This is a genomic window from Lactiplantibacillus sp. DA1, from assembly GCF_032681335.1.
Lineage (GTDB): Bacteria > Bacillota > Bacilli > Lactobacillales > Lactobacillaceae > Lactiplantibacillus.
Window position 1 is genome coordinate 1 of record NZ_JAWHTQ010000008.1, and the last position, 20,208, is coordinate 20,208.

General features: G+C 40.3%; 19 protein-coding genes. 9 read left to right on the top strand and 10 right to left on the bottom strand.

Translation table 11 applies throughout. From position 1 onward, the window contains the following. On the top strand, window positions 1-474 hold a 474-nt coding region (locus RXV91_RS12585), incomplete at its 5' end, for an LPXTG cell wall anchor domain-containing protein (protein WP_316440142.1). A gap of 177 nt (window positions 475-651) precedes the next feature. Here the strand turns inward: RXV91_RS12585 and RXV91_RS12590 are convergent. Together RXV91_RS12590 and RXV91_RS12595 are read right to left on the bottom strand one after the other, a co-directional pair. Beyond that, the gene (locus RXV91_RS12590) at window positions 652-1,536 is read right to left on the bottom strand and encodes a polyphosphate kinase 2 family protein (protein ID WP_316440143.1); all 885 of its coding nucleotides are present in this window, start codon (window positions 1,534-1,536) and stop codon (window positions 652-654) included. A gap of 20 nt (window positions 1,537-1,556) precedes the next feature. Continuing rightward, a complete protein-coding gene (locus RXV91_RS12595; RefSeq protein ID WP_316440144.1) occupies window positions 1,557-2,120 on the bottom strand; it encodes a nitroreductase family protein in 564 nt (187 codons plus the stop codon). Between the two features lie 200 nt (window positions 2,121-2,320). On the opposite strand from RXV91_RS12595, the gene RXV91_RS12600 reads away from it, so the two are divergent. Both RXV91_RS12600 and RXV91_RS12605 read left to right on the top strand, forming a co-directional pair. Then, entirely contained in the window at window positions 2,321-3,277 is a 957-nt protein-coding gene (locus RXV91_RS12600) for a nucleoside hydrolase (protein ID WP_316440145.1), read from the top strand. A gap of 149 nt (window positions 3,278-3,426) precedes the next feature. Beyond that, window positions 3,427-4,329, top strand: a complete 903-nt coding sequence (locus RXV91_RS12605; RefSeq protein ID WP_316440146.1) for a ribonuclease H family protein — start codon at window positions 3,427-3,429, stop codon at window positions 4,327-4,329. 270 nt (window positions 4,330-4,599) lie between these two features. On the opposite strand, the gene RXV91_RS12610 is transcribed toward RXV91_RS12605, so the two are convergent. Further along, on the bottom strand, window positions 4,600-5,403 hold the full coding sequence (locus tag RXV91_RS12610) for a glycyl-radical enzyme activating protein (RefSeq protein WP_316440147.1): 804 nt from the start codon (window positions 5,401-5,403) through the stop codon (window positions 4,600-4,602). Between the two features lie 136 nt (window positions 5,404-5,539). Here RXV91_RS12610 and RXV91_RS12615 point away from each other — a divergent pair, with 136 nt between their 5' ends. Both RXV91_RS12615 and RXV91_RS12620 read left to right on the top strand, forming a co-directional pair. Next, window positions 5,540-6,295: a DeoR/GlpR family DNA-binding transcription regulator gene (locus RXV91_RS12615; protein WP_316440148.1), complete on the top strand. Its 756-nt coding sequence runs from the start codon at window positions 5,540-5,542 to the stop codon at window positions 6,293-6,295. A gap of 228 nt (window positions 6,296-6,523) precedes the next feature. Further along, window positions 6,524-8,962, top strand: coding sequence for a glycyl radical protein (locus RXV91_RS12620; RefSeq protein WP_316440149.1), 2,439 nt, complete (start codon window positions 6,524-6,526; stop codon window positions 8,960-8,962). A 278-nt stretch (window positions 8,963-9,240) separates the two neighbouring features. Here the strand turns inward: RXV91_RS12620 and RXV91_RS12625 are convergent, their stop codons facing one another. The 5 genes from RXV91_RS12625 to RXV91_RS12645 form a co-directional block, all read right to left on the bottom strand. Further along, entirely contained in the window at window positions 9,241-10,347 is a 1,107-nt protein-coding gene (locus RXV91_RS12625; protein WP_316440150.1) for a PTS fructose transporter subunit EIIC, read from the bottom strand. Continuing rightward, window positions 10,347-10,667 (bottom strand): PTS fructose-like transporter subunit IIB, encoded by a 321-nt coding sequence (locus tag RXV91_RS12630; protein WP_316440151.1) that lies wholly within the window; start codon window positions 10,665-10,667, stop codon window positions 10,347-10,349. Before RXV91_RS12630 ends, RXV91_RS12625 begins: the two co-directional genes overlap by 1 nt. A 5-nt stretch (window positions 10,668-10,672) precedes the next feature. Next, window positions 10,673-11,140 (bottom strand): fructose PTS transporter subunit IIA, encoded by a 468-nt coding sequence (locus RXV91_RS12635; protein WP_316440152.1) that lies wholly within the window; start codon window positions 11,138-11,140, stop codon window positions 10,673-10,675. A 255-nt stretch (window positions 11,141-11,395) separates the two neighbouring features. Further along, the gene (locus RXV91_RS12640; protein WP_316440153.1) at window positions 11,396-12,190 is read right to left on the bottom strand and encodes a glycyl-radical enzyme activating protein; all 795 of its coding nucleotides are present in this window, start codon (window positions 12,188-12,190) and stop codon (window positions 11,396-11,398) included. A 15-nt stretch (window positions 12,191-12,205) separates the two neighbouring features. Beyond that, window positions 12,206-14,554, bottom strand: coding sequence for a formate C-acetyltransferase (locus RXV91_RS12645; protein WP_316440154.1), 2,349 nt, complete (start codon window positions 14,552-14,554; stop codon window positions 12,206-12,208). A 181-nt stretch (window positions 14,555-14,735) separates the two neighbouring features. On the opposite strand from RXV91_RS12645, the gene RXV91_RS12650 reads away from it, so the two are divergent. From RXV91_RS12650 to RXV91_RS12660, 3 genes are all read left to right on the top strand, one after another. Next, a complete protein-coding gene (locus RXV91_RS12650; RefSeq protein WP_316440155.1) occupies window positions 14,736-15,503 on the top strand; it encodes a DeoR/GlpR family DNA-binding transcription regulator in 768 nt (255 codons plus the stop codon). A 48-nt stretch (window positions 15,504-15,551) separates the two neighbouring features. Beyond that, the gene (locus RXV91_RS12655; protein ID WP_316440156.1) at window positions 15,552-16,502 is read left to right on the top strand and encodes a sugar-binding transcriptional regulator; all 951 of its coding nucleotides are present in this window, start codon (window positions 15,552-15,554) and stop codon (window positions 16,500-16,502) included. Between the two features lie 141 nt (window positions 16,503-16,643). Beyond that, window positions 16,644-17,357, top strand: coding sequence for a fructose-6-phosphate aldolase (locus RXV91_RS12660; protein WP_316440157.1), 714 nt, complete (start codon window positions 16,644-16,646; stop codon window positions 17,355-17,357). 61 nt (window positions 17,358-17,418) lie between these two features. Here the strand turns inward: RXV91_RS12660 and RXV91_RS12665 are convergent, their stop codons facing one another. Together RXV91_RS12665 and RXV91_RS12670 are read right to left on the bottom strand one after the other, a co-directional pair. After that, window positions 17,419-18,189, bottom strand: coding sequence for an HAD family hydrolase (locus RXV91_RS12665; RefSeq protein ID WP_316440158.1), 771 nt, complete (start codon window positions 18,187-18,189; stop codon window positions 17,419-17,421). Window positions 18,190-18,204: 15 nt separating this feature from the next. After that, on the bottom strand, window positions 18,205-19,143 hold the full coding sequence (locus RXV91_RS12670) for a LacI family DNA-binding transcriptional regulator (RefSeq protein ID WP_316440159.1): 939 nt from the start codon (window positions 19,141-19,143) through the stop codon (window positions 18,205-18,207). Window positions 19,144-19,315: 172 nt separating this feature from the next. Here RXV91_RS12670 and RXV91_RS12675 point away from each other — a divergent pair, with 172 nt between their 5' ends. After that, on the top strand, window positions 19,316-20,179 hold the full coding sequence (locus RXV91_RS12675; protein ID WP_316440160.1) for a MurR/RpiR family transcriptional regulator: 864 nt from the start codon (window positions 19,316-19,318) through the stop codon (window positions 20,177-20,179). Window positions 20,180-20,208: the final 29 nt, after the last annotated feature.

The window sequence follows — 20,208 nt, forward strand, 5'->3', positions numbered from 1 at the left end:
GAACAACCAAGTCACCCTGAACCGGAACAGCCTAGTACCACGACACCAGAACAACCAAGCCACCCTGAACCGGAACAACCTGGTACCACGACACCAGAACAACCAAGTCACCCTGAACCGGAACAGCCTAGTACCACGACACCAGAACAACCAAGCCACCCTGAACCGGAACAGCCTAGTACCACGACACCGGGAATGTCAGCTAAAGCGAACTGTCCAAATACAAACGTGGCAACCCCATTTTACCGTACACCGCTATCATCAACGAGCGCAGCATTGACGATACATCCAGGAATATGCTTATCGGCTGCTAATGCATTGATCTTACCCGATTTTGAAAGGGCCCAAAATCATAGCTTGCCACAAACCAATGAATATTCAAGTAAGTGGCAACTATTGTTTGGCCTAGTGCTACTAGGAGTGACCATTGGCTTTGCCTTCATATACTGGCAACGGCAATATCATCATTCCTAACTCAATCTTTGTAAAGTTGTAAAACGAGCCGTCCCAACTTAGCTTCAGTCACCTCTGAAGTAGCATGAACAGCTCGTTTTTTGTTGACTATCGAAACTGCCAACATTTCGATAAATATCTTTGTTTTTTATTTTGCTAAAGAATTATTTGTCACTATCCACTAACACCACTCAAGAACTAATCAGTTTCCCGATCCAACTGCTCCAAGGCCGTCTTTAATTGCAGTTGGGCTGTTTTATCCAATGACGGATAAGCTAGTGGCAACTCAGAAAGTCGCTGATTGATAATCTCAGACACACAGAGACGCGAATACCACTTATCATCAGATGGAATCACATACCACGGCGTGTTCTTGGTGGCTGTCTGTGTAATTGCCTCATCGTAAGCCCGCTGGTAGTCATTCCAATATTGTCGTTCCTGAATATCTGCCGCAGAGAATTTCCAGTTGTGACTAGGAATTTCGATACGCCGGATAAACCGTTGCTTTTGTTCCGCTTTAGACATGTGTAAGAAGAATTTCAACACTAAGTACCCATTATGTTGCAAATAATCTTCAAAATAACGTAGGTCTCCAAAACGGCGCTCAAAAAATGCATCATCAACTTGCTTCTTATGTGCAATCTCACCAATATGTTCATTAACAATAATTTCTGGATGGACTCGGCTAACGAGCACATCTTCATAATACGAACGGTTGAAAATTCCAATCATGCCCCGTTTAGGAACACGGTTATGAATACGCCACAAATAGTCGTGCGCGATTTCTTGACTAGTTGGCTGTTTGAATGACGTAACCTCACAACCTTGTGGATTGACACCGCTCATAATGTGACGAATCATACTGTCCTTGCCAGCCGCATCCATCGCTTGAAAAATAATTAGTACGCCAAATCGGTCTTGGGCGTAAAGTTTCCCCTGTAACTCCGTTAATTGTTTAATATTCTTCGCAATTTGTGTCTTCATTACCTTTTCATCTTCAAATTCCGGATCGACAGTCGTTGCTAATTTCGTCAATCCGAGTTGTTGTTTACCGGTATATCGGTAATTTTTTTCAAAGTTCATACCACAGCCCCCTTTCTGTTTTAGCGATAATCTACTAATGTCGACAACGGCTGATGATCCGCCATCTTACCTGCAACAGCCGCCTTACCAATTGATACGAGTAGTAATGGCTGGTAACGTTGCGCATCTAATTTTAAGATAGACGTGAATTCAGCCGCATCAAAACCAGTCATTGGATTAGTGTCATAGCCATGATCCTTAGCAACCAACATAAATTGCATTGCAACCAGCCCAGTGTCCAATGCGCCGAGCATGTCTGACTGTTGGCTAAACATATTATTACCTTGACCTGCTTGAAACGCGGGTTTTTGATGGTGATTTTCTCGGTCCAACACGAATAGTACTACGGCACTGGACGTGGTCAGTTGACTGATATTCCCAGTCGCCACACATAACTGTTTACGAAGCGCCAAATCTGTAATAACTAATGCGCGAATTGGCTGTTGATTTAGTGCGGTTGGTGCCAGAAAAGCAGTCTGTAACATCGTTTCCATTTCGGCTGGCTCAATCTTAGTTTGACCGTCATACTTTCGAACTGAATGCCGGGCATTCATCATTGCTTCTACTGGACTTTGAATTGTCATTAACTTCACCTTCCTTGGCTTTCAGTATAAGTCAGACATTTAATTTTCGCTAGTAAGCATTTTATTAAAATAATTCCGAACAATTTATAACTTGAAGGACATTTAATTCGCCGCTAGCCGTTGTCAGCGTCACCTGAAACGTTTACAATGAAACCATAGCTCCACAGCGCTTCAGACCTAATTTAGGAAGGATGTTTTTCATGGCAAAACGCAAAATGATTTTAGACTTAGATACTGGGATTGATGACGCGATGGCAATTGCTTACGCGGTTGGTGCCCCCAACGTTGATCTGATTGGAATTATTAGTTCTTATGGAAACTGCCTTGTCGACCAAGCCGCCATTAATAGTTTACAAATTCTAGAATTACTCGGAGCTACTGATGTTCCCGTCTTCCTAGGTGAGCCCCATTCAAGTACAACTGAGCACTTTGATGTCATGCCAATCTCACAACAAATCCATGGAATGAATGGTATCGGTGATGTCGACTTGCCAACACCACAACGTGCCGTTGAAAAACAATCTGGTGTCGACTTCTTAATCGATGCCGTTCACCAATACGGCGCTGACTTGACCTTAGTGCCAACTGGACCACTAACCAACCTTGCGGAAGCCCTTGAAAAAGCACCGGATATTGCGAGCACGATTGGTAACGTAACGTTGATGGGTGGTGCTCTGACTGTACCAGGTAATGTCAGTCACTATGCTGAAGCCAATATCAACCAGGACGCTGAGGCTGCTAACACAGTCTTCACCAGCAACATGGCGCTGACGATGGTTGGACTCGATGTCACCTTACGGACATTATTGACTAAAACTGAGACTCAACAGTGGCGTGATTTGAAGACGACAGCTGGTGAAAAATTTGCTGACATCGTTGACTACTATATTGCAGCCTACGATATTACCAGTCCCGACTTGCACGGTTGCGCCCTCCACGACCCATTAGCCGTCGGAGTCTCACTGGACCCCAGCTTTGTGACAACGCTCGACCTAAACATGTATGTTCAGGCTAGTGGCGAAGATTACGGTCGTACCATTGGTGATCCGGCCCGACTTAATGATCCCACCAACGTCACGGTTGCTTTAATGGTCGACAAAGAGCGCTACTTGAAGACGTTCATGGATTACTTAACTACATTATTTAAAGCTCATTAATTAAATCTCATCATCACAACCGGGTCGCAGAAGTTCGTTTCTGTGATCCGGTTGTTGTCATTTTATTTGACGTGTGCGCTAATTTTTCGTTCTTTCGTGGTAATTTATGGTAAATTAACAGTATCACCTTTCAGAAAGTAGGCAGCGTTATGTCACAAAAATATTACGCGGTTCGTAAAGGCCGCCAACCTGGTATTTACCGAACCTGGCCAGAAACACAACAACAAGTTAGCGGATATCCGCAAGCACAATACAAGAGCTTTACAAGCGAGGGAGATGCTCGGGCTTTTATGACTGGCAAGGCTACCCCGAGTCGAACATTCCATTCCCAGTCAAAATCGACACCTAATCAAGCCCCCATCAACGCAACAATTACCGTCTATACCGATGGTGGTTCACGGAACACGGGTAACATTGCCGGCCAACACGTGCACCAGGATGACAAGGCAGCCTGGGCTTATCGGATTGAAATGCCCGACCAACTCGTCACTGATTCAGCCGGTGAATGGGGCGCTACAAATAACCGCATGGAAATTATGGCGTTCTTACGAGCTCTCGAACAATTACAACGGCTTGGCCAAACTAAGACTATGATTCTCTTCGTGCTTGATTCACAATACGTACTCAATGCAGTCACCAAGGGCTGGCTGGCTGGTTGGAAACGTCGGGGCTGGAAACGTAGTAATGGGCCATTAGTTAACGCCGAATTATGGCGCAAAGTCGACCGACTCCTCGCAGAATTCACGACACTCCATTATCATTGGACCAAGGGCCACGCCACTAACCAGGGAAACGTCTTTGTCGACCATTTATTGAACCAGACCATGGATCAGATGCACCCCGGTCAACGGGCACAAGCATCGACCGGGGCCAAGATTAGTCCACGACAAGCAAAAGCAATTGTCCCTAATAATAAGGCTAGCTCAGTCCAATCGAGGATTGAGCAGCTCACCACTTTGAACCCTGCTCCGTCTGAAAAGAAAACCGTTGATCCAGAACAAGTCGCCCGCTCGGTAGCAGCGATTAAAAAGATACTACGCGATAATAACTAAATACTTGGTGATTACCACCATTGCGAATTATTCAGTAACTATCATCAGCATAATCAAAAGCTAGTTCCACAATTGAATTTTTGTGAAACTAGCTTTTAATTAGCAGTCATTCAAAACACATGATTCAATTAAATCAATACTACTATCTTAGTAATTAGTGCTTCTAGATTTACTTTTCGACTTCCATAATCACAAAAACGGCTTGTGTTTAGAAAGCGTTAACAAAATTGAGTTACTTCTAAAAATAACACAGCAAAACATCTTTAAAGCTTACCAACCGTTTATCCGCACTTTAATGCCATGCGCTCGAATATGTGTAGCATAATCGACTAAGTCATCCGCTTGTAATTGTTTAACATTAACTAGCGCATATTTTCGGCCCAAATCTTGATACTTTTTCAACCCAAACTGGTGAAATGGCAATAATTCAACTTCGGTTACGCCAATCTGATTAAATAGTTCTCCAAAATGATCCGCGTCATTCAATGTATAATTGAAACCTGGAACAACTGGAATCCGAACCATCATCTTTTGATGAGCTTGCACTGCAGTTGCTAAGTTACGTAAAATTCCCCCGTTATCGGCACCCGTTCCGATTCGATGTTGGGCTGGGTCCCATTGTTTACAGTCATAATACATGAAGTCCATATAAGACATGAATTCATTAAAAACCTTAGGGCGTGCGTAACCAGTTGTCTCACAGGCTAAATTAATGCCGGCTGCTTTAACTGCCTTAGCAAGCTCAATCGCAAAGGAAGCTTGAAAAAGAACTTCACCACCAGAGAAGGTTACCCCACCGCCAGACTCTTCATAGAAGTCTTTATCTTGTAGAATAACTTTCATAATATCATCAACCGTCATATAATCACCGACGATGGTTTGCTTGGCGGTCTGTTCATCATACATTGATTCTTGCTCACCTGATTGTGATTCTGGATTAGAACACCACTTGCAGCGTAACGGGCACCCTTTAAAGAAAACCACTGTTCGAATACCTGGTCCATCATTGATACTAAATTTTTGAATGTTAAATATTAGTCCTTTTACGGGCGTCTTAGTTGTGATCGTTGGCATTATGACCACTCCTTTACTTAATGTTGCCTTCAGAATAACACCAATTGCATTAAACGTAAATGCTTTTAGTTTCAAACGAAAGTAATTTTCAATCAAATAAAATGTTATAATCATTAAAGCAAGGAAGTGAAAATCTATGAATCAACGCAATGAACAATTATTAGAAATCGTCAATCAACGAAAAAAAGTCGAAGTGAACGAGTTAGCAAACTTACTTGAGGTCTCAAAAGTGACCATCCGTAAGGACCTTACTGAATTAGAAAATCGTGGTCTACTGCAACGGCAACATGGTTTTGCAATTATTAATAATCCAAACAATCTGAACTTTCGACTTGCTCAAAATTACGACATTAAACATAAAATTGCGGAAGCCGCCGCAACTCTAGTTCAAGATAATGAGACCATCATGATCGAGTCAGGATCAACTTGTGCACTTTTAGCCGAAGAGCTAGGAAAAAGTGGGAAACACGTGACAATTATTACAATTTCATTTTTCATCGCTAATTACGTACGTCACTACGACAATATTACCGTCTACACTTTAGGCGGACAATACCAATCCGATGCCCAAGTGGCAGTTGGACCACTAACAAAAACGATGCTAGCTAACTTTCACACCGAAAAGCTTTTTTTAGGTATTGACGGTTTCGATCGTAACTATGGCTTTTATGGTAATGATATTATGCGCACTGATACGGTCCATGCCATGGCTGATAACGCCGACAAGACTTATATCTTAACAGATTCAAGTAAATTTGAATTAACCAGTACTGTTCATCAATTGCCATTCCAGCAAGTTGATACAGTGATTACCGATAACCAGCTTTCAAAAGAGGCTCATCGCGTACTCAATTTTCAACAAATCAAAGTCCAGACTGTTGCGACTCATTAAGCAAATTGTCGCAATGACCGAAGCGACTCAAACCGCATACTTATTGCTGCTACCCCCATCGACTTCGATGAGGGTTTTTCGATACGCACTTCCTTAATTCGTTGATTTTTGCACAAATGTGCATTTCATAATTATTCATTATTTTGATGATATTTCTAGTCAAAAGATGCTATGATTATTACGTAAGAAAGTCATTTCTGTTTCTAACGATAGAAAGGAAGCATAATCATGTCTGAAACTTTAACTAAAACAACGACAACTATTAACCACTTCGGTAAATTGACGCCAATGATGGATCGCTTACGCGATAGCATCATTGATGCAAAACCTTATGTCGATCCAGAACGGGCGATTCTCACAACCGAAACTTATCGACAACACCAAGACGAACAAGTCGATATATTACGGGCTAAAATGCTTGAACACGTTCTTGATAAAATGAGTATCTTCATTGAAGATGATACTTTAATTGTTGGTAACCAAGCACGCCAAAATCGTTGGGCACCAGTATTCCCTGAGTATTCTATGAATTGGGTCATTGATGAATTAGATACATTTGAGAAGCGTCCTGGTGACGTTTTCTATATTACGGAGAAATCTAAGGAAGAACTTCGTGCGATTGCGCCTTTCTGGAAACATAATACCTTGGAAGACCGCGGCTACGCTAGTTTTCCAGAAGCAAGTCGTATTTTTTATGATTTAGGTATTATTGGAGCCGATGGTAATATCACTTCTGGTGATGGTCACATTGCGGTCGACTATAAGAACGTTGTTAATAAGGGACTTAAATGGTATGAAGACCGCATTAAGACAGCACTTGCTAATCTTGACCTTACTGATTTTAACCAGCAAAAACAATACTATTTCTATAAAGCGGGCCTAATTGTAATCGATGCCATTCACCATTTTGCTAAACGTTACGCCCAATTAGCGTCCAAGCAATCTCAAACCACGACATCCGCAACTCGCAAAGCACAACTTGAAAAAATCGCTCAAATTCTAAACAAGGTTCCTTACGAACCTGCAAATTCATTTTATGAAGCGATTCAAGCCGTCTGGTTAGTTCATCTGACCTTACAAATCGAATCCAACGGTCATTCTGTCTCATATGGTCGTCTAGATCAGTACCTAGATCCATTCTATGAGCACGATTTAAAAACTGGTACTATTGACGCCAACGGTGCAACCGAATTACTCACAAACTTATGTCTTAAGACGTTAACGATTAATAAAGTACGCTCATGGCAACATACTGAATTTTCTGCAGGGAGTCCCCTCTACCAAAATATTACGATTGGTGGTCAAACACCAGATGGCAAAGATGCCGTTAATCCGACATCCTATCTGATTTTACGAGCAATTGCGCAAGCACATTTACCACAACCCAACTTAACGGTCCGTTATCACCATGGCTTAAGCGATAAGTTTATGCGTGAATGTGTCGAAGTTATTAAACAAGGCTTAGGCATGCCTGCGTTTAATAACGACGAAATTATTATTCCGTCGTTTATTCGTCGTGGCGTCAAGAAAGAAGACGCCTATAATTACAGTGCTATCGGTTGTGTCGAAACAGCGATTCCTGGAAAATGGGGATATCGTTGCACCGGGATGAGCTTCATTAACTTCCCACGCGTTCTCTTGCTCATTATGAATGGTGGCATTGATCCTGAATCTGGCAAACGGTTATTACCCGATTATGGTAAGTTCACTGATATGACTTCTTTTGATCAACTTATGACTGCTTGGGACAAAGCCCTCCGCGAAATGACACGGCAAAGTGTGATTATCGAAAATAGTTGTGATTTGGCTTTGGAACAAAATTATCCTGATATTCTCTGCTCCGTTTTAACCGACGATTGTATCGGTCGTGGTAAGACCATTAAAGAAGGTGGCGCGGTATACGACTTTATCAGTGGATTACAAGTTGGTATTGCTAACCTAGCGGACTCCCTAGCCGCAATTAAGAAACTTGTCTTTGAAGAAAAAAAGTTGACGACGACCCAACTTTGGCACGCACTTACCGCTGATTTTGCGGATGAAGACGGTGAAAAGATTCGGCAGATGCTCATTAATGATGCCCCAAAGTATGGTAACGATGATGATTATGTTGATGATTTGATTGTTGAAGCTTATAAACCTTATATTGATGAAATTGCCAAGTACAAAAACACGCGCTACGGTCGCGGCCCTATTGGTGGCTTGCGTTACGCAGGAACCTCTTCTATTTCGGCCAACGTTGGTCAAGGGCACAGCACTTTGGCTACACCAGATGGTCGGCACGCACGGACACCATTAGCTGAAGGTTGCTCACCAGAACATGCAATGGATACCGATGGCCCAACTGCTGTGTTCAAATCAGTTTCCAAGTTATCTACTAAGGATATCACTGGCGGCGTATTACTGAACCAAAAGATGTCACCACAAATTCTACGGAGTGATGAGAGTTGCATGAAATTGGTTGCACTACTACGGACCTTCTTCAACCGACTTCATGGTTACCATGTCCAATACAACATTGTTTCACGGGACACCTTGATTGATGCACAGAACCGTCCTGACAAGCACCGTGACTTGATTGTTCGGGTTGCTGGATATTCCGCCTTCTTCGTGGGACTATCCAAAGAAACCCAAGATGATATTATCGAACGGACGGAGCAATCTTTGTAACGTCTACCTTATTTACAGTAGCTGTTCAGAAGAATTAAAATTCTGGACGGCTATTTTAATTGATCATTAATTAAAATTATTTATGGTTAAGTTTTTCAAGCATCATGTTATATTCAATTATTATTCATTTTGAGGTTTGCTTTAAAACTCTATTCATATGATGTAATAGTTCATATAAATACTCTCGAAATTTTTCTAATATTATGGACGTGCCATTAATCCGTTATTGCAAATAAGCCTTGCAAGAATTTCACTTTTCTTACAAGACTTGAATAAAACTATTCCATAATTTTAAGATTATCTAAACTAAAGTCATCATCAACGGTCGGTTTAGATTTAACAGCTATTTTTTGATCTGGCTTCAATAGAATAACCATTGCCGTTGTAATCACAATACCAACTACTGAAGCCAATATATACGTTAAAGGTTTTTGGGCAACAAATGCTACGATCCAACCACCCCAAGGTGCTGGGTTTCCTGCACCTAACCACATGGCCAAGCAAGCTCCAACAGATGATCCGATAACGTTGCTAGGAATTACTCTTAAAGGGTCTGAGGCCGCAAATGGAATCGCGCCTTCTGTAATCCCTACCAATCCCATAATAATTGCAGCTTTACCAGAATTTTGTTCCTCAACATTAAACTTACGAGGTGCAATTAGAGTAGCCAGCCCCATACTTAACGGTGGAATACAAATTGCAACACCGATACCAGCCATGATTAGCATTGCAGCCTGTGATGGCAATCCAGTAACCTTATCAATTGTGCCAACCATAGCAGCACCAAAACTAAATGCTACTTTATTAATTGGACCTCCCATATCGAAACCAATCATTGCGCCCAAAATTAGACCCAATACAATAACATTGCCAGTTCCCATTCCTGCTAACCATTTGCTCAAAAACATCATAATGGATGCTATGGGTTCACCAATCACCCACATCATTAACGCTCCAACAGCCAATGTACCAACCAGCGGTATAATGAAAATTGGCATTACGGATTGTAGACTTGCGGGTACTTTGATTTTCTTTAAATAAAAAACAATTATTCCTGAAACTAATCCAGATATAATTCCGCCAATAAAACCAGCACCAATCTGAGTTGCTAGTAAGCCACTGACAATTCCAGGTGCAAGCCCTGGACGATCAACCATTGAAAATGCAATATATCCAGATAAAATTGGAACCATTAAACTCAAGCCAGCACTACCAATTTTGGCTAAATTTAATAAATTTCCAGTTGTCGGCACTGCAGAATGACCAGAGAATAAAACACTTAGTGCCAGCAACACACCACCCGCCACAACGAAGGGAATCATGTACGAAACACCAGTCATTAAATGTTTCCGCGTGTCTTTCATCAAAGAGATAAAATCTGACATTAATTATCACTCCCATCAAACTTTTCTGTTAATTTATTTATAATTATTTCTGACTTGTTGACAAGATCACTCGTTCCGACCTTCAAAACAGGTTTACCGATAAACCGTTTTTCATCCTTAATACCAATATCATTAGTTAAAATTACAACATCGGCATCTTTAATCTGTTCAGTAGTCAATTCATTTTCAATACCAATCTGACCTTGAGTTTCGACAAAACAACTATCTTTATGTTTCTTAGCAGCTAACTGCAGACTCTCTGCCGCCATATACGTATGTGCAACTCCGGATGGACAAGCTGTAACACCAACAATTTTCATGATATTTATACCTCCATTTTGGACTCAAGCGATGAGCCAATAATCTTTAACACTTCTTCTGAACTATCAGCTTTTTGTAATTCTTGCCGAAATTCTTCATGAATTAATTGCCGAGACAGCGCTGAGATCAATCTTAAATGTTCATCTCCACAACTACTTTCTGGCACTGCAAGCTGAAAAATCATCGATACCGGCTTACCATCCAAAGATTCCCATTCAATCGGATTGTGCAATCGTCCAAACGCAACCGATATTTCCTTAACAGCATTCGTTTTACCATGCGGAATCGCTATTCCAAAACCAATTCCTGTTGTTGTTAACGCTTCTCGTTCTTGGACATTCTTTATATAAGCATCGTAATCTCGTAGTCGATTGGCATCATTTAATAAACAGCCTAATTGCTTAATGGCGGCTTGTTTATTATTCGCTTTTAAATCCAAATTAATTAAATTTGGCACAATAATTTTTTCCATGTGATAACCTCCGTTAATCTTATTTACATACTTAGTGTATTTGTGATAGCCAACACAAGCAACAAATTAAGAGTCGCTTTTGGAAGCGCTTTCCAAATAATCCTTATATATTGGGCTTTTCCTTACACTAACTACTTTTTTTATTGAATTAAACACAACAATTGTGCGTTATCAAAATTTTTATCTAGATTTTCCAAGCTTTATTGATAAAAAATGTCAAATCATACTAACAAGTATAATTTGACATTGGAAACACTACTCCAACCCACTTACAATCGTTTTTATTCGTTCATTTTCAAAAAATTGATGAATGTTATTTACTTGTGTTTCTGTTAGAAGCGCAGTATCTTTTAATTCATAATTGCGACTCAAATAATCATATTTTTGACTTCCATATTGATGGAACGGTAAAATATGAACCTCATGGACACCGACTTTGTGCACATAATCTGCAATTAATTGTAAATTACTTGTCGAAGTTGTATAGCCTGGTATTAACGGTATTCGTGGCGTTACTCGAACATTAACTGTTTTTAGTGCAGTTTCAAAGCTAGCTTTAACTTGTGAAACTTCATCTCCAATGACTTGTTTTGCGCGTACAGGATTCATTATTTTGAGATCAAACATCACGTTATCAGTATACGGTAGAACTTTTTCTATTTCTGTCACCGGCATTGCGCCCGTTGTTTCAATAGCTGTTGAAATCCCTAATTGTTTACAATTCTTTAAAATACTAGCAGCAAAATCAGCCTGTAACAGACACTCACCACCGGATAATGTCACTCCACCACCAGAGGTACGATAAAAAATTTCATCTTTCTCAATTTCTGTCAAAACTTCTGCTACAGTCATCCACTTACTAATCGTTTCTTCTTTGCCATTTTTCACCCACGTTACCGGTCTAACACTCCCTTGTGATTCAGGATTACAACACCATGGACAACGTAATGGACACCCTTGTAAAAAGACAATTGTTCTAATACCAGGTCCGTCATGAATCGAATAACGCTGAATATTAAAAACTAGTCCGTGATCCTTGTTAGAACGCAAGATACTCCCCCCACTCTATAATTCATGCTCTGTTCGTCTGATAATGTCATCTTGGATCTTCTTGTTTAAGTCTACAAAGAATGCACTGTATCCAGCAACCCTGACGACAAGTCCAGCATAATTTTCGGGATGCTGTTGTGCATCTAATAATGTTTGCCGTGATTGAATATTAAATTGTACATGTCTAATTTTTAACTGCGTAAAAGCCATTAAAAAGTCAGCAAATTTACGAATACCAGCGTCGCCTTTTAACGTATTGGGTGAAAATTTAACATTCAACAAACTACCATTAACTGCTAGAGTATTGTCAATCTTAGATACTGATTTCAAAACTGCAGTCGGACCAAGATGATCTCTCCCAACCATTGGCGACAAACCACCATCGGCTAATTGATCATGTGCCTTTCTACCGTCCGGTGTTGCACCAACGTCTTCACCTAATGGAATATGTGCAGAGACCGTATACGCCCCAGCATTAAATCTTCCACCTCGAATATTATGATACTTATCCAATTCCAAAGCATAATGTCGAAATATTTTAGCGCACTCTAAGTCTAAATCAGCATTATCGTTGCCATATTTATCAAAATCATGAATCAGATGTTGACGTAATTGCTCACCCGTTTGTCCAATAAAATTATGTTCCATTTCGTCAACTAGTTCTGAAAATGATAGTTCATGATTTTTAAATACCGCCTGCCTAACCGCATATAGTGAATCCGCAAGATTAGGCTCGCCAATACCTTGAATACCTGAAAAATTATATCGAGCACCACCAGCAGTCACATCTTTACCATTTTTCAAGCAATCAGAAACTAATGATGACAAAAACGGAATTGGCGCAAACTCACGGTGTCCCAGATCAACTATGTCAGATCCTTTAGTAACAACTTTTACATAATAGTCAATATTATCTAGTATACGTTGCCGTAATTGCTCATATGTCAAGTCCGATTGATCACGTAATTCATACATACTAAGTTCCATAATACGCATTAAATTAAACAGTGCAATATCGTGTAAGCCATAAGTTTTTCCAGGAATTGTTGTTTCGACACAGCCTACAACAGCATAATCTCGTGCATCATCTAATGATACCCCTTTGCTTAGAAAACCGGGCACACATACTTCATCATTGAAAATCATTGGGATACCAGTTCCTAGCCGAATCGTTTCACAAGTCTTATTTAAGAACTGTCGTGGAATCTGTTCATTAATTCTTACCGATAAATTTGGTTGTGGCAGTTGAATATCTTGATACAAATCTAGCATTTTATAAGAAAGTTCATTAACCGCATATTGACTATATTTATCAAAACCACCAAGTGCAACCGTGTAACCAGTTGGAAAACCCGCAAAACATTTCGCGCTTTCTGCACTTCTAAGTAACACTACATCATCGGTTTTAATATAAAAGTCGCCTAAAACTTCGCGCATAAAGAACTCTGGAACCCCATTCTCTCGTGAACGTTTATAAAATGGGTACATATACTGATCCATCCGCCCTAAAGACAATGAAGAAGCATTCGATTCAAATTGACCAACAATGCACGTCATCCATAACAACTGTAATGCTTCATAAAAACTTTCCGGAGCATGTGTTTGAAGCCGAACACACATAGTAGCAATCTCCTGCAATTCGATTCTACGATAGCTTGGACATGATCGATTCATGCTCATCGCCAATGCTAGATCAGCATATCGCTGAAAGTGCCGCTGCATAGCTTTAAAAATTAATAATCCGGCTTTATAGAATTCATTTTTGGGCTGTTCTACCGCTAATGCCGTCATTCGATCAATATAATCACCCAATCCTGTATTGAGAATTTTGGAAAAGTTCATAATAATATGCCCTTGCCCCTTATCTGTCTGATTGAGTTTGATAACCAATTCAGCTTCTGCTCTTTTAACATCAGGAGTAATTTTTTGGTTGATAAAATCTTTCATTGAACGTTTAGACCAGTATGGCAACAAATATTTACGGTAATAGTTCTGATCTGCACTTGTAAATTCAAATTGATCTTGAGGTCGATCACTAATCGTATCAATCTCATTCATGATCCAATAAGGATCCATTTCAGGTGATAAGATTCCACTACGAGGACGAACAGTGCGATTACCAACTAATAATTCTCCTGGACGAATACTAATTTTAACATGGTCAAGAACATGTACTGTAGCTCGTGCCCGTCGCATAATAACTGTCTCGCCTTCAGTTTGCTGATAACTCTCTGTGTATAATTTTGCCCGTTCCAATGAAATCCGTCTTTTTTGTTTAAATAAATTCGCTTTCATTTCATTAATTCGAGACTCTGGACGACAATTTTGAAAATTTTTTGTTTGTTCATGAACTATCACAGTCATACCTGATCACTCCTTTGATTTCAGTTACATTGTCATCGCTTTACTGAACAAAATCAACAAAATGTTTGGAATTACTAAATTTAAGCTTGAATTAGCACAAATGTGCCAACTTTTTTGATTGTTTTTGCTGAAAATACTTTTATAATTAAATTAATACATTAATCAATGGAGGTCTTCAATATTGAAAGCAACCGAAATTCAAGCGCGCCGTGATCAAATATTAACATTACTTGAGTCTAGGAAAACCATGCGTGTTAGCGAACTAGTTAACATTTTAAAGATATCTGATGAAACTGTGCGTAAAGACCTATCACAACTTAGCACTCAAGGACTCGTCAAAAAGGAATTTGGTAAAGTATCACTTCTTGTTGCCCCAACCCTTGCCCCTGTTCATCAACGAACAACTGTCAATGCTTCATTTAAAGCAGCAATCGCAAATGAAGCGCTTGAGTTACTTCCAGACAGACCATCAACGATCGCATTAGATCAAGGAAGCTCCGTTGCACAACTTGCTAATCTGATTGCAAATCGAACTCGGGACACAATTATCACTAACTCGCTTCTTGCTATGATTGCATTACAAAATAGCCACCAGCAAATCTATGTAACTGGTGGAAAATATAATGTCACCGACATGTCATTCCAGGGCGAGCGACCGTCTAGAATGTACACTGATAGTTTGTTTGACTTTTGCTTTCTTGGTTCTAGTGGTGTGGCAGGTAGAAATGGATTATGCTCTTCAAGCTTCGCAGATGCAGAAATGAAACGTCAAATGATTAAAAATAGTCACGTCAGTATCGTCTTACTTGATGCAACCAAATTTCAACAGTCTTCCTTAGTTCAAGTAGCAGATTGGAATCAAGTCGATTATGTCGTAACTAATCTATCTCCAACGAATCCGCTATATGTCGAAATTAATCAGCAAACACATCTTGTTTCAGTTATGTGAATCGCTCTCAAAAGCCATCAAACTAACTATTAAGGAGAATCTATATTCATGGGTAATAATCGTCACCAATTACTTGCAAAAGTCGCTTACCTGTACTATGAACGTGATTACACTCAAGCAGAGATTGCAAAAGAACTGAGTATTTATCGAACCACAATCAGTCGAATGTTAAAGCAGGCACGTGAAGATGGCATTGTCGAAATTAAAATAAATGATTTTAATTCTGATTTATTCACTCTGGAAGAAAAACTTAAGCAACGCTATCACTTAAAGAAAGCCGTCATCATCGCTGGCGAGCCACACGCTAATCATCAGCGTAAAGAACAGCTACTATCAACGGAAGCTGCGCTCTACCTCAAACAAATCATCAAACCAAATAACATTGTCGGTTTTGCATGGGGATCAATACTTAGTGGTATGATTGGCCAATTGCAACACCCTATCCAAACTGACGCTACCTTTGTGCCACTAGTCGGTGGGCCTAGCCCATCAAATGCAGCATACCACGTTAATGGTATTGTCTATGACGCTGCACGTACTTTTGGTGGTCACAGTTTATTTGTAGATGCTGCTGCGGTTCAAGAATCTAAATATATTCGTGATGGTATCTTGACGTCTAATTACTTCCGTCAGATTCGTGATTGTTGGAACCACTTAGATATTGCACTACTCGGTATTGGGGGACCACTCTCCAATACTAGTAGCCGTTGGCGCGATCTGTTAACCGATACTGACCGTGAGCTTTTAAAGGAACGACAAGCAATTGGTGATTGTTGTTGTACCTTTTTTGATAAGCATGGCAAAATTCTGACTGGTGACCTGCTTGATCGCACAATCGCGATTCCCCTACCACAATTAGCACACGTTCCCAATTCAGTAGGTATTGCTCGTTCATTAACTAAAGCACCCGCTATCTTAGCTCTCTTAAAAATGGGCGTCCTAAATACACTGGTTACGGATGCCGAAACCGCACAAAGAGTGCTGGATTTGGACGATTAGCACATTTGTGCATTTTCCAATCATAAAAAGATGCTCATCCCTGTTATACCGGGATTCTAGCGATTATTACTCTGCAGATTATTGGTATCGCTTCCACAACCGGTTACCATATAGTTGTAAATAAAAACAGGGGTGATTATCATGGAATTCTTATTAGATACTGTACACATTGAAGATATTAAAAAATACGTGGATATCATACCACTTAGCGGCGTAACGTCTAATCCTTCGATTGTTAAGAAGGAAGGTCGCATTGACTTTTTCAAGCATATGCAATCCGTTCGGCAAATCATTGGTGACCAAGCAACGCTCCACATTCAAGCCGTTGGTCAGACCACGGATGCAATGTTACAAGATGCATATACAATTCTTAAAAATGTTGATGAAAATGTTTATATTAAGATTCCGACAAACGAAGCTGGATTAGCAGCTATCAAGCAATTAAAAGCTGCTGGTATTAATGTTACCGCAACCGCAATTTATACGAAATTTCAAGGCTATCTAGCTATGACGGCGGGTGCCGATTATCTCGCACCATATTACAACCGGATGGTCAATATGAATATTAATGCCGATGAAGTTATCGGCGAGCTTTCAACCCAGATTTTACGTGAAAACAGTAACACTAAAATCTTGGCAGCCAGCTTCCACACCGTACAGCAGGTCAACTCAGCCTTTGAAATGGGTGCCCAAGCTGCAACGATGAGTGCTGACATTCTAGAAACAGCGCTTTCAGCGCCGGCTATCAGTGCTGCCATTAATGATTTTACAACTGACTGGGAATCACTTTATGGTAAGGGAAGCACCATCAAGTCACTTGCTAAAAAACAAAACTTGACCACCGCTACACACTAAATCAAAAATAACGTCACAATGATGATTATTAAAAACACCATTGTGACGTTATTTATCTCATTTAAATCCAACCGATTGATTTTAGACCATTTTCAATTCCATCGTGATCACAATCAGTAGTCGTCATATCAGCTTGAGCCTTGATTTCAGGTGCAGCATTTCCCATTGCGATACCAATACCGGCACTCTGCAACATTTCACGATCATTTTGATTATCACCAAATGCAACAACATTTTCAGGAGCAACTTTCAACGATGCGGCCAGCTTGGCGACACCCTGCGCCTTTGAACCCACTTTGGGAATAATATCGACACCGTTAACATCAAAGCGAACAAATGAGAATTCATCTGCATGCGGTAAATTAGCGTCCTGTTGGTGCGGATAAAACATCATTGCTTGATAAATATCATTATCCAAATAATAATTTGGTGCATATTCAACAGCAGGTGCCCGAAAAGTATCCAGTACTTGGCGTGTTTGTTCATTCAGATGCGTGTGCGCATGCAAGCCATCTAACGACTCAAAAATAATATCAATATTATTCGCATCCGCAGCAGCAACTAATGTCGCCATATTATCACGCGAGAGCGTATGTTCATGAACCTGTTGATGGTTGGCAAATGCGGCGGAGCCATTGCAAAGCACAAAATCATTCAGGTCAAGCTTATGAATGACTGCCTTAGCCATCGCCAGATTGCGCCCAGTGGCAATTGCAACATTAATTTGTTGTTGCTTTAACTTCTTAATACTCGTCAACGTACTTTTTAAAAACGTCTTGTTACTTGCTAATAATGTATCGTCAATATCAAAAACTGCTAACTTTGCTACCATAGTTGTTCCTCCGACCTATCTTTCAATAAATTCTGATTTTATTAATTGGTGTTTCTGACCATGACTAATTGACAACTCAAAGGCAGCTTTTCCTAATGCTTCCAAGTGATGGTCAATTGTTGAAAACTGCATAAGGCGACTGGAAAGTAAATTTTCTTGGCCAATAATTTTTACCGGTGTTAACTGGTGTGCCCGATAATAGTCCTGAATACCAGCACCAATATCGTCGCCATTCGCTAAAATGGCATCAACAGATGGCTTCAACTTTGCAAAGTAACGCCCCGCACGATAACCGTCTTCAAAAGTGACCGCACCAGTAAAAAGATTAGCTGCTGGTAATTTCCCATATGTTTCTTGATAGGCCATTCGGGTCACCCGAGAACTCGCACTGATCAAATTATCCCGACTGATAACCACCCCTACATTTTGACAGCCTTGTTGCTTGGCCCACATCAAGGCGCGTACATATGATGCCAAACGGTCGGTATAAGCCGCAGCCAAGCAACTACTTGTTCCTGGATCTTCACAACAAACAATCCGACCATATTTCTGATACCGCTCTAATGCATCCAATGAATTACTACGTGATGTAAATATTAACGCATCATAAGCCTTACTCTTGAGCTGTTCAAGGTAATGTCGTTCCACTGTCATATCATAATTAGTCGGCAACAATGTGACTTTGTAACCCTTTGCAAAACCGGCACTGACAATCCCATCAACAATTCGAGCAAAATAAGGATGGTTCGCGTATGGCAAGACAATCCCAATTGTCTTAGTTTGCCCCTTACTCAAATCCCGTGCTAATCGATTAGGAACATAGTCCAATTCTTTAATTAATGTCTCAATTTTTTGCCGTTTATCATCCGCAACGTACTTTTGATGATTAATTACACGTGAGACGGTCGAAACTGAGTACCCCGATAATCGAGCAATGTCATGAATATTGGTCATTAATTCCACCTTCGTCTATTATTTGATTTTTAATTGATTGTTGGCCAATATTAAATACTTCGCTAGTGTAGCCTGTGAAACCGGTACCAGGTCAATCAAACATCCCGGTGATTGTTAAGAATTTCGCACAATCCCATCATTTATCGTACAATGTTAATATTGGAGGGATTGTATGCAACTTATTGAACAATTAAGCCATCGTTCTGACTTTACCACTACTGAAACACGCATTGCAACTTATATTTTGAGCCACCAAGATGCAATGCCTAATATCTTAATTAAAGAATTGGCTGCTAAAACTTATACCTCGCATTCTGCCATCATTCGGTTAGCGCAAAAGCTAGGGTTTCATGGGTTTCGTGATTTTCAGCGAGCACTAACAACTGAAGTTGTCATTAACACCCAGGCCACAACAAACGTTGATGCTAACTTTCCATTCACTGATAAAGACGCGGTCACTGAAATCATCAAAAAAATGGCGGATCTAAAAACCAATGCCATTGCCAATGCTCAACATCAATTGAGACCTGAAGTACTAACAAAGTCTGCTTATTTGCTAAACAACGCACGGCATATTATGCTCTTTTCCCAAGGTGACTCTCAGCTACGGGCTCGTAGTTTTCAAAATAAGCTCGTTAAAATTAACCGATTTGCCCAAATTGCCGAAATGTACGCAGATGAGGCTTGGAATATTGCCAGCCTGACACCACAAGATTGTGCCATGTTTATTTCATATGCCGGTACAACCAACATTCACCGACAATTTGCCAAATACTGTCAAACACATCATATTCCCGTCATAGTATTAACTGGAAACGTCGATTCGCCGCTACAAAAATTCGCCACCTATCAATTAGTCATCACACAAAACGAACAGAACGACGCCAAACTAGGAACGTTTGCCTCACAAGTCTCCTTTGACTACGTCTTGGACACACTCTTCGCTATCATGTACGCAAATAATTTCCAAACAAACTTAGCCCACTTGAAAACAACTCAACTATTGATTCAAGATGGGACACTACAGACAAAATAGCGTGACGAATTGTCATTCTACAATTGAAT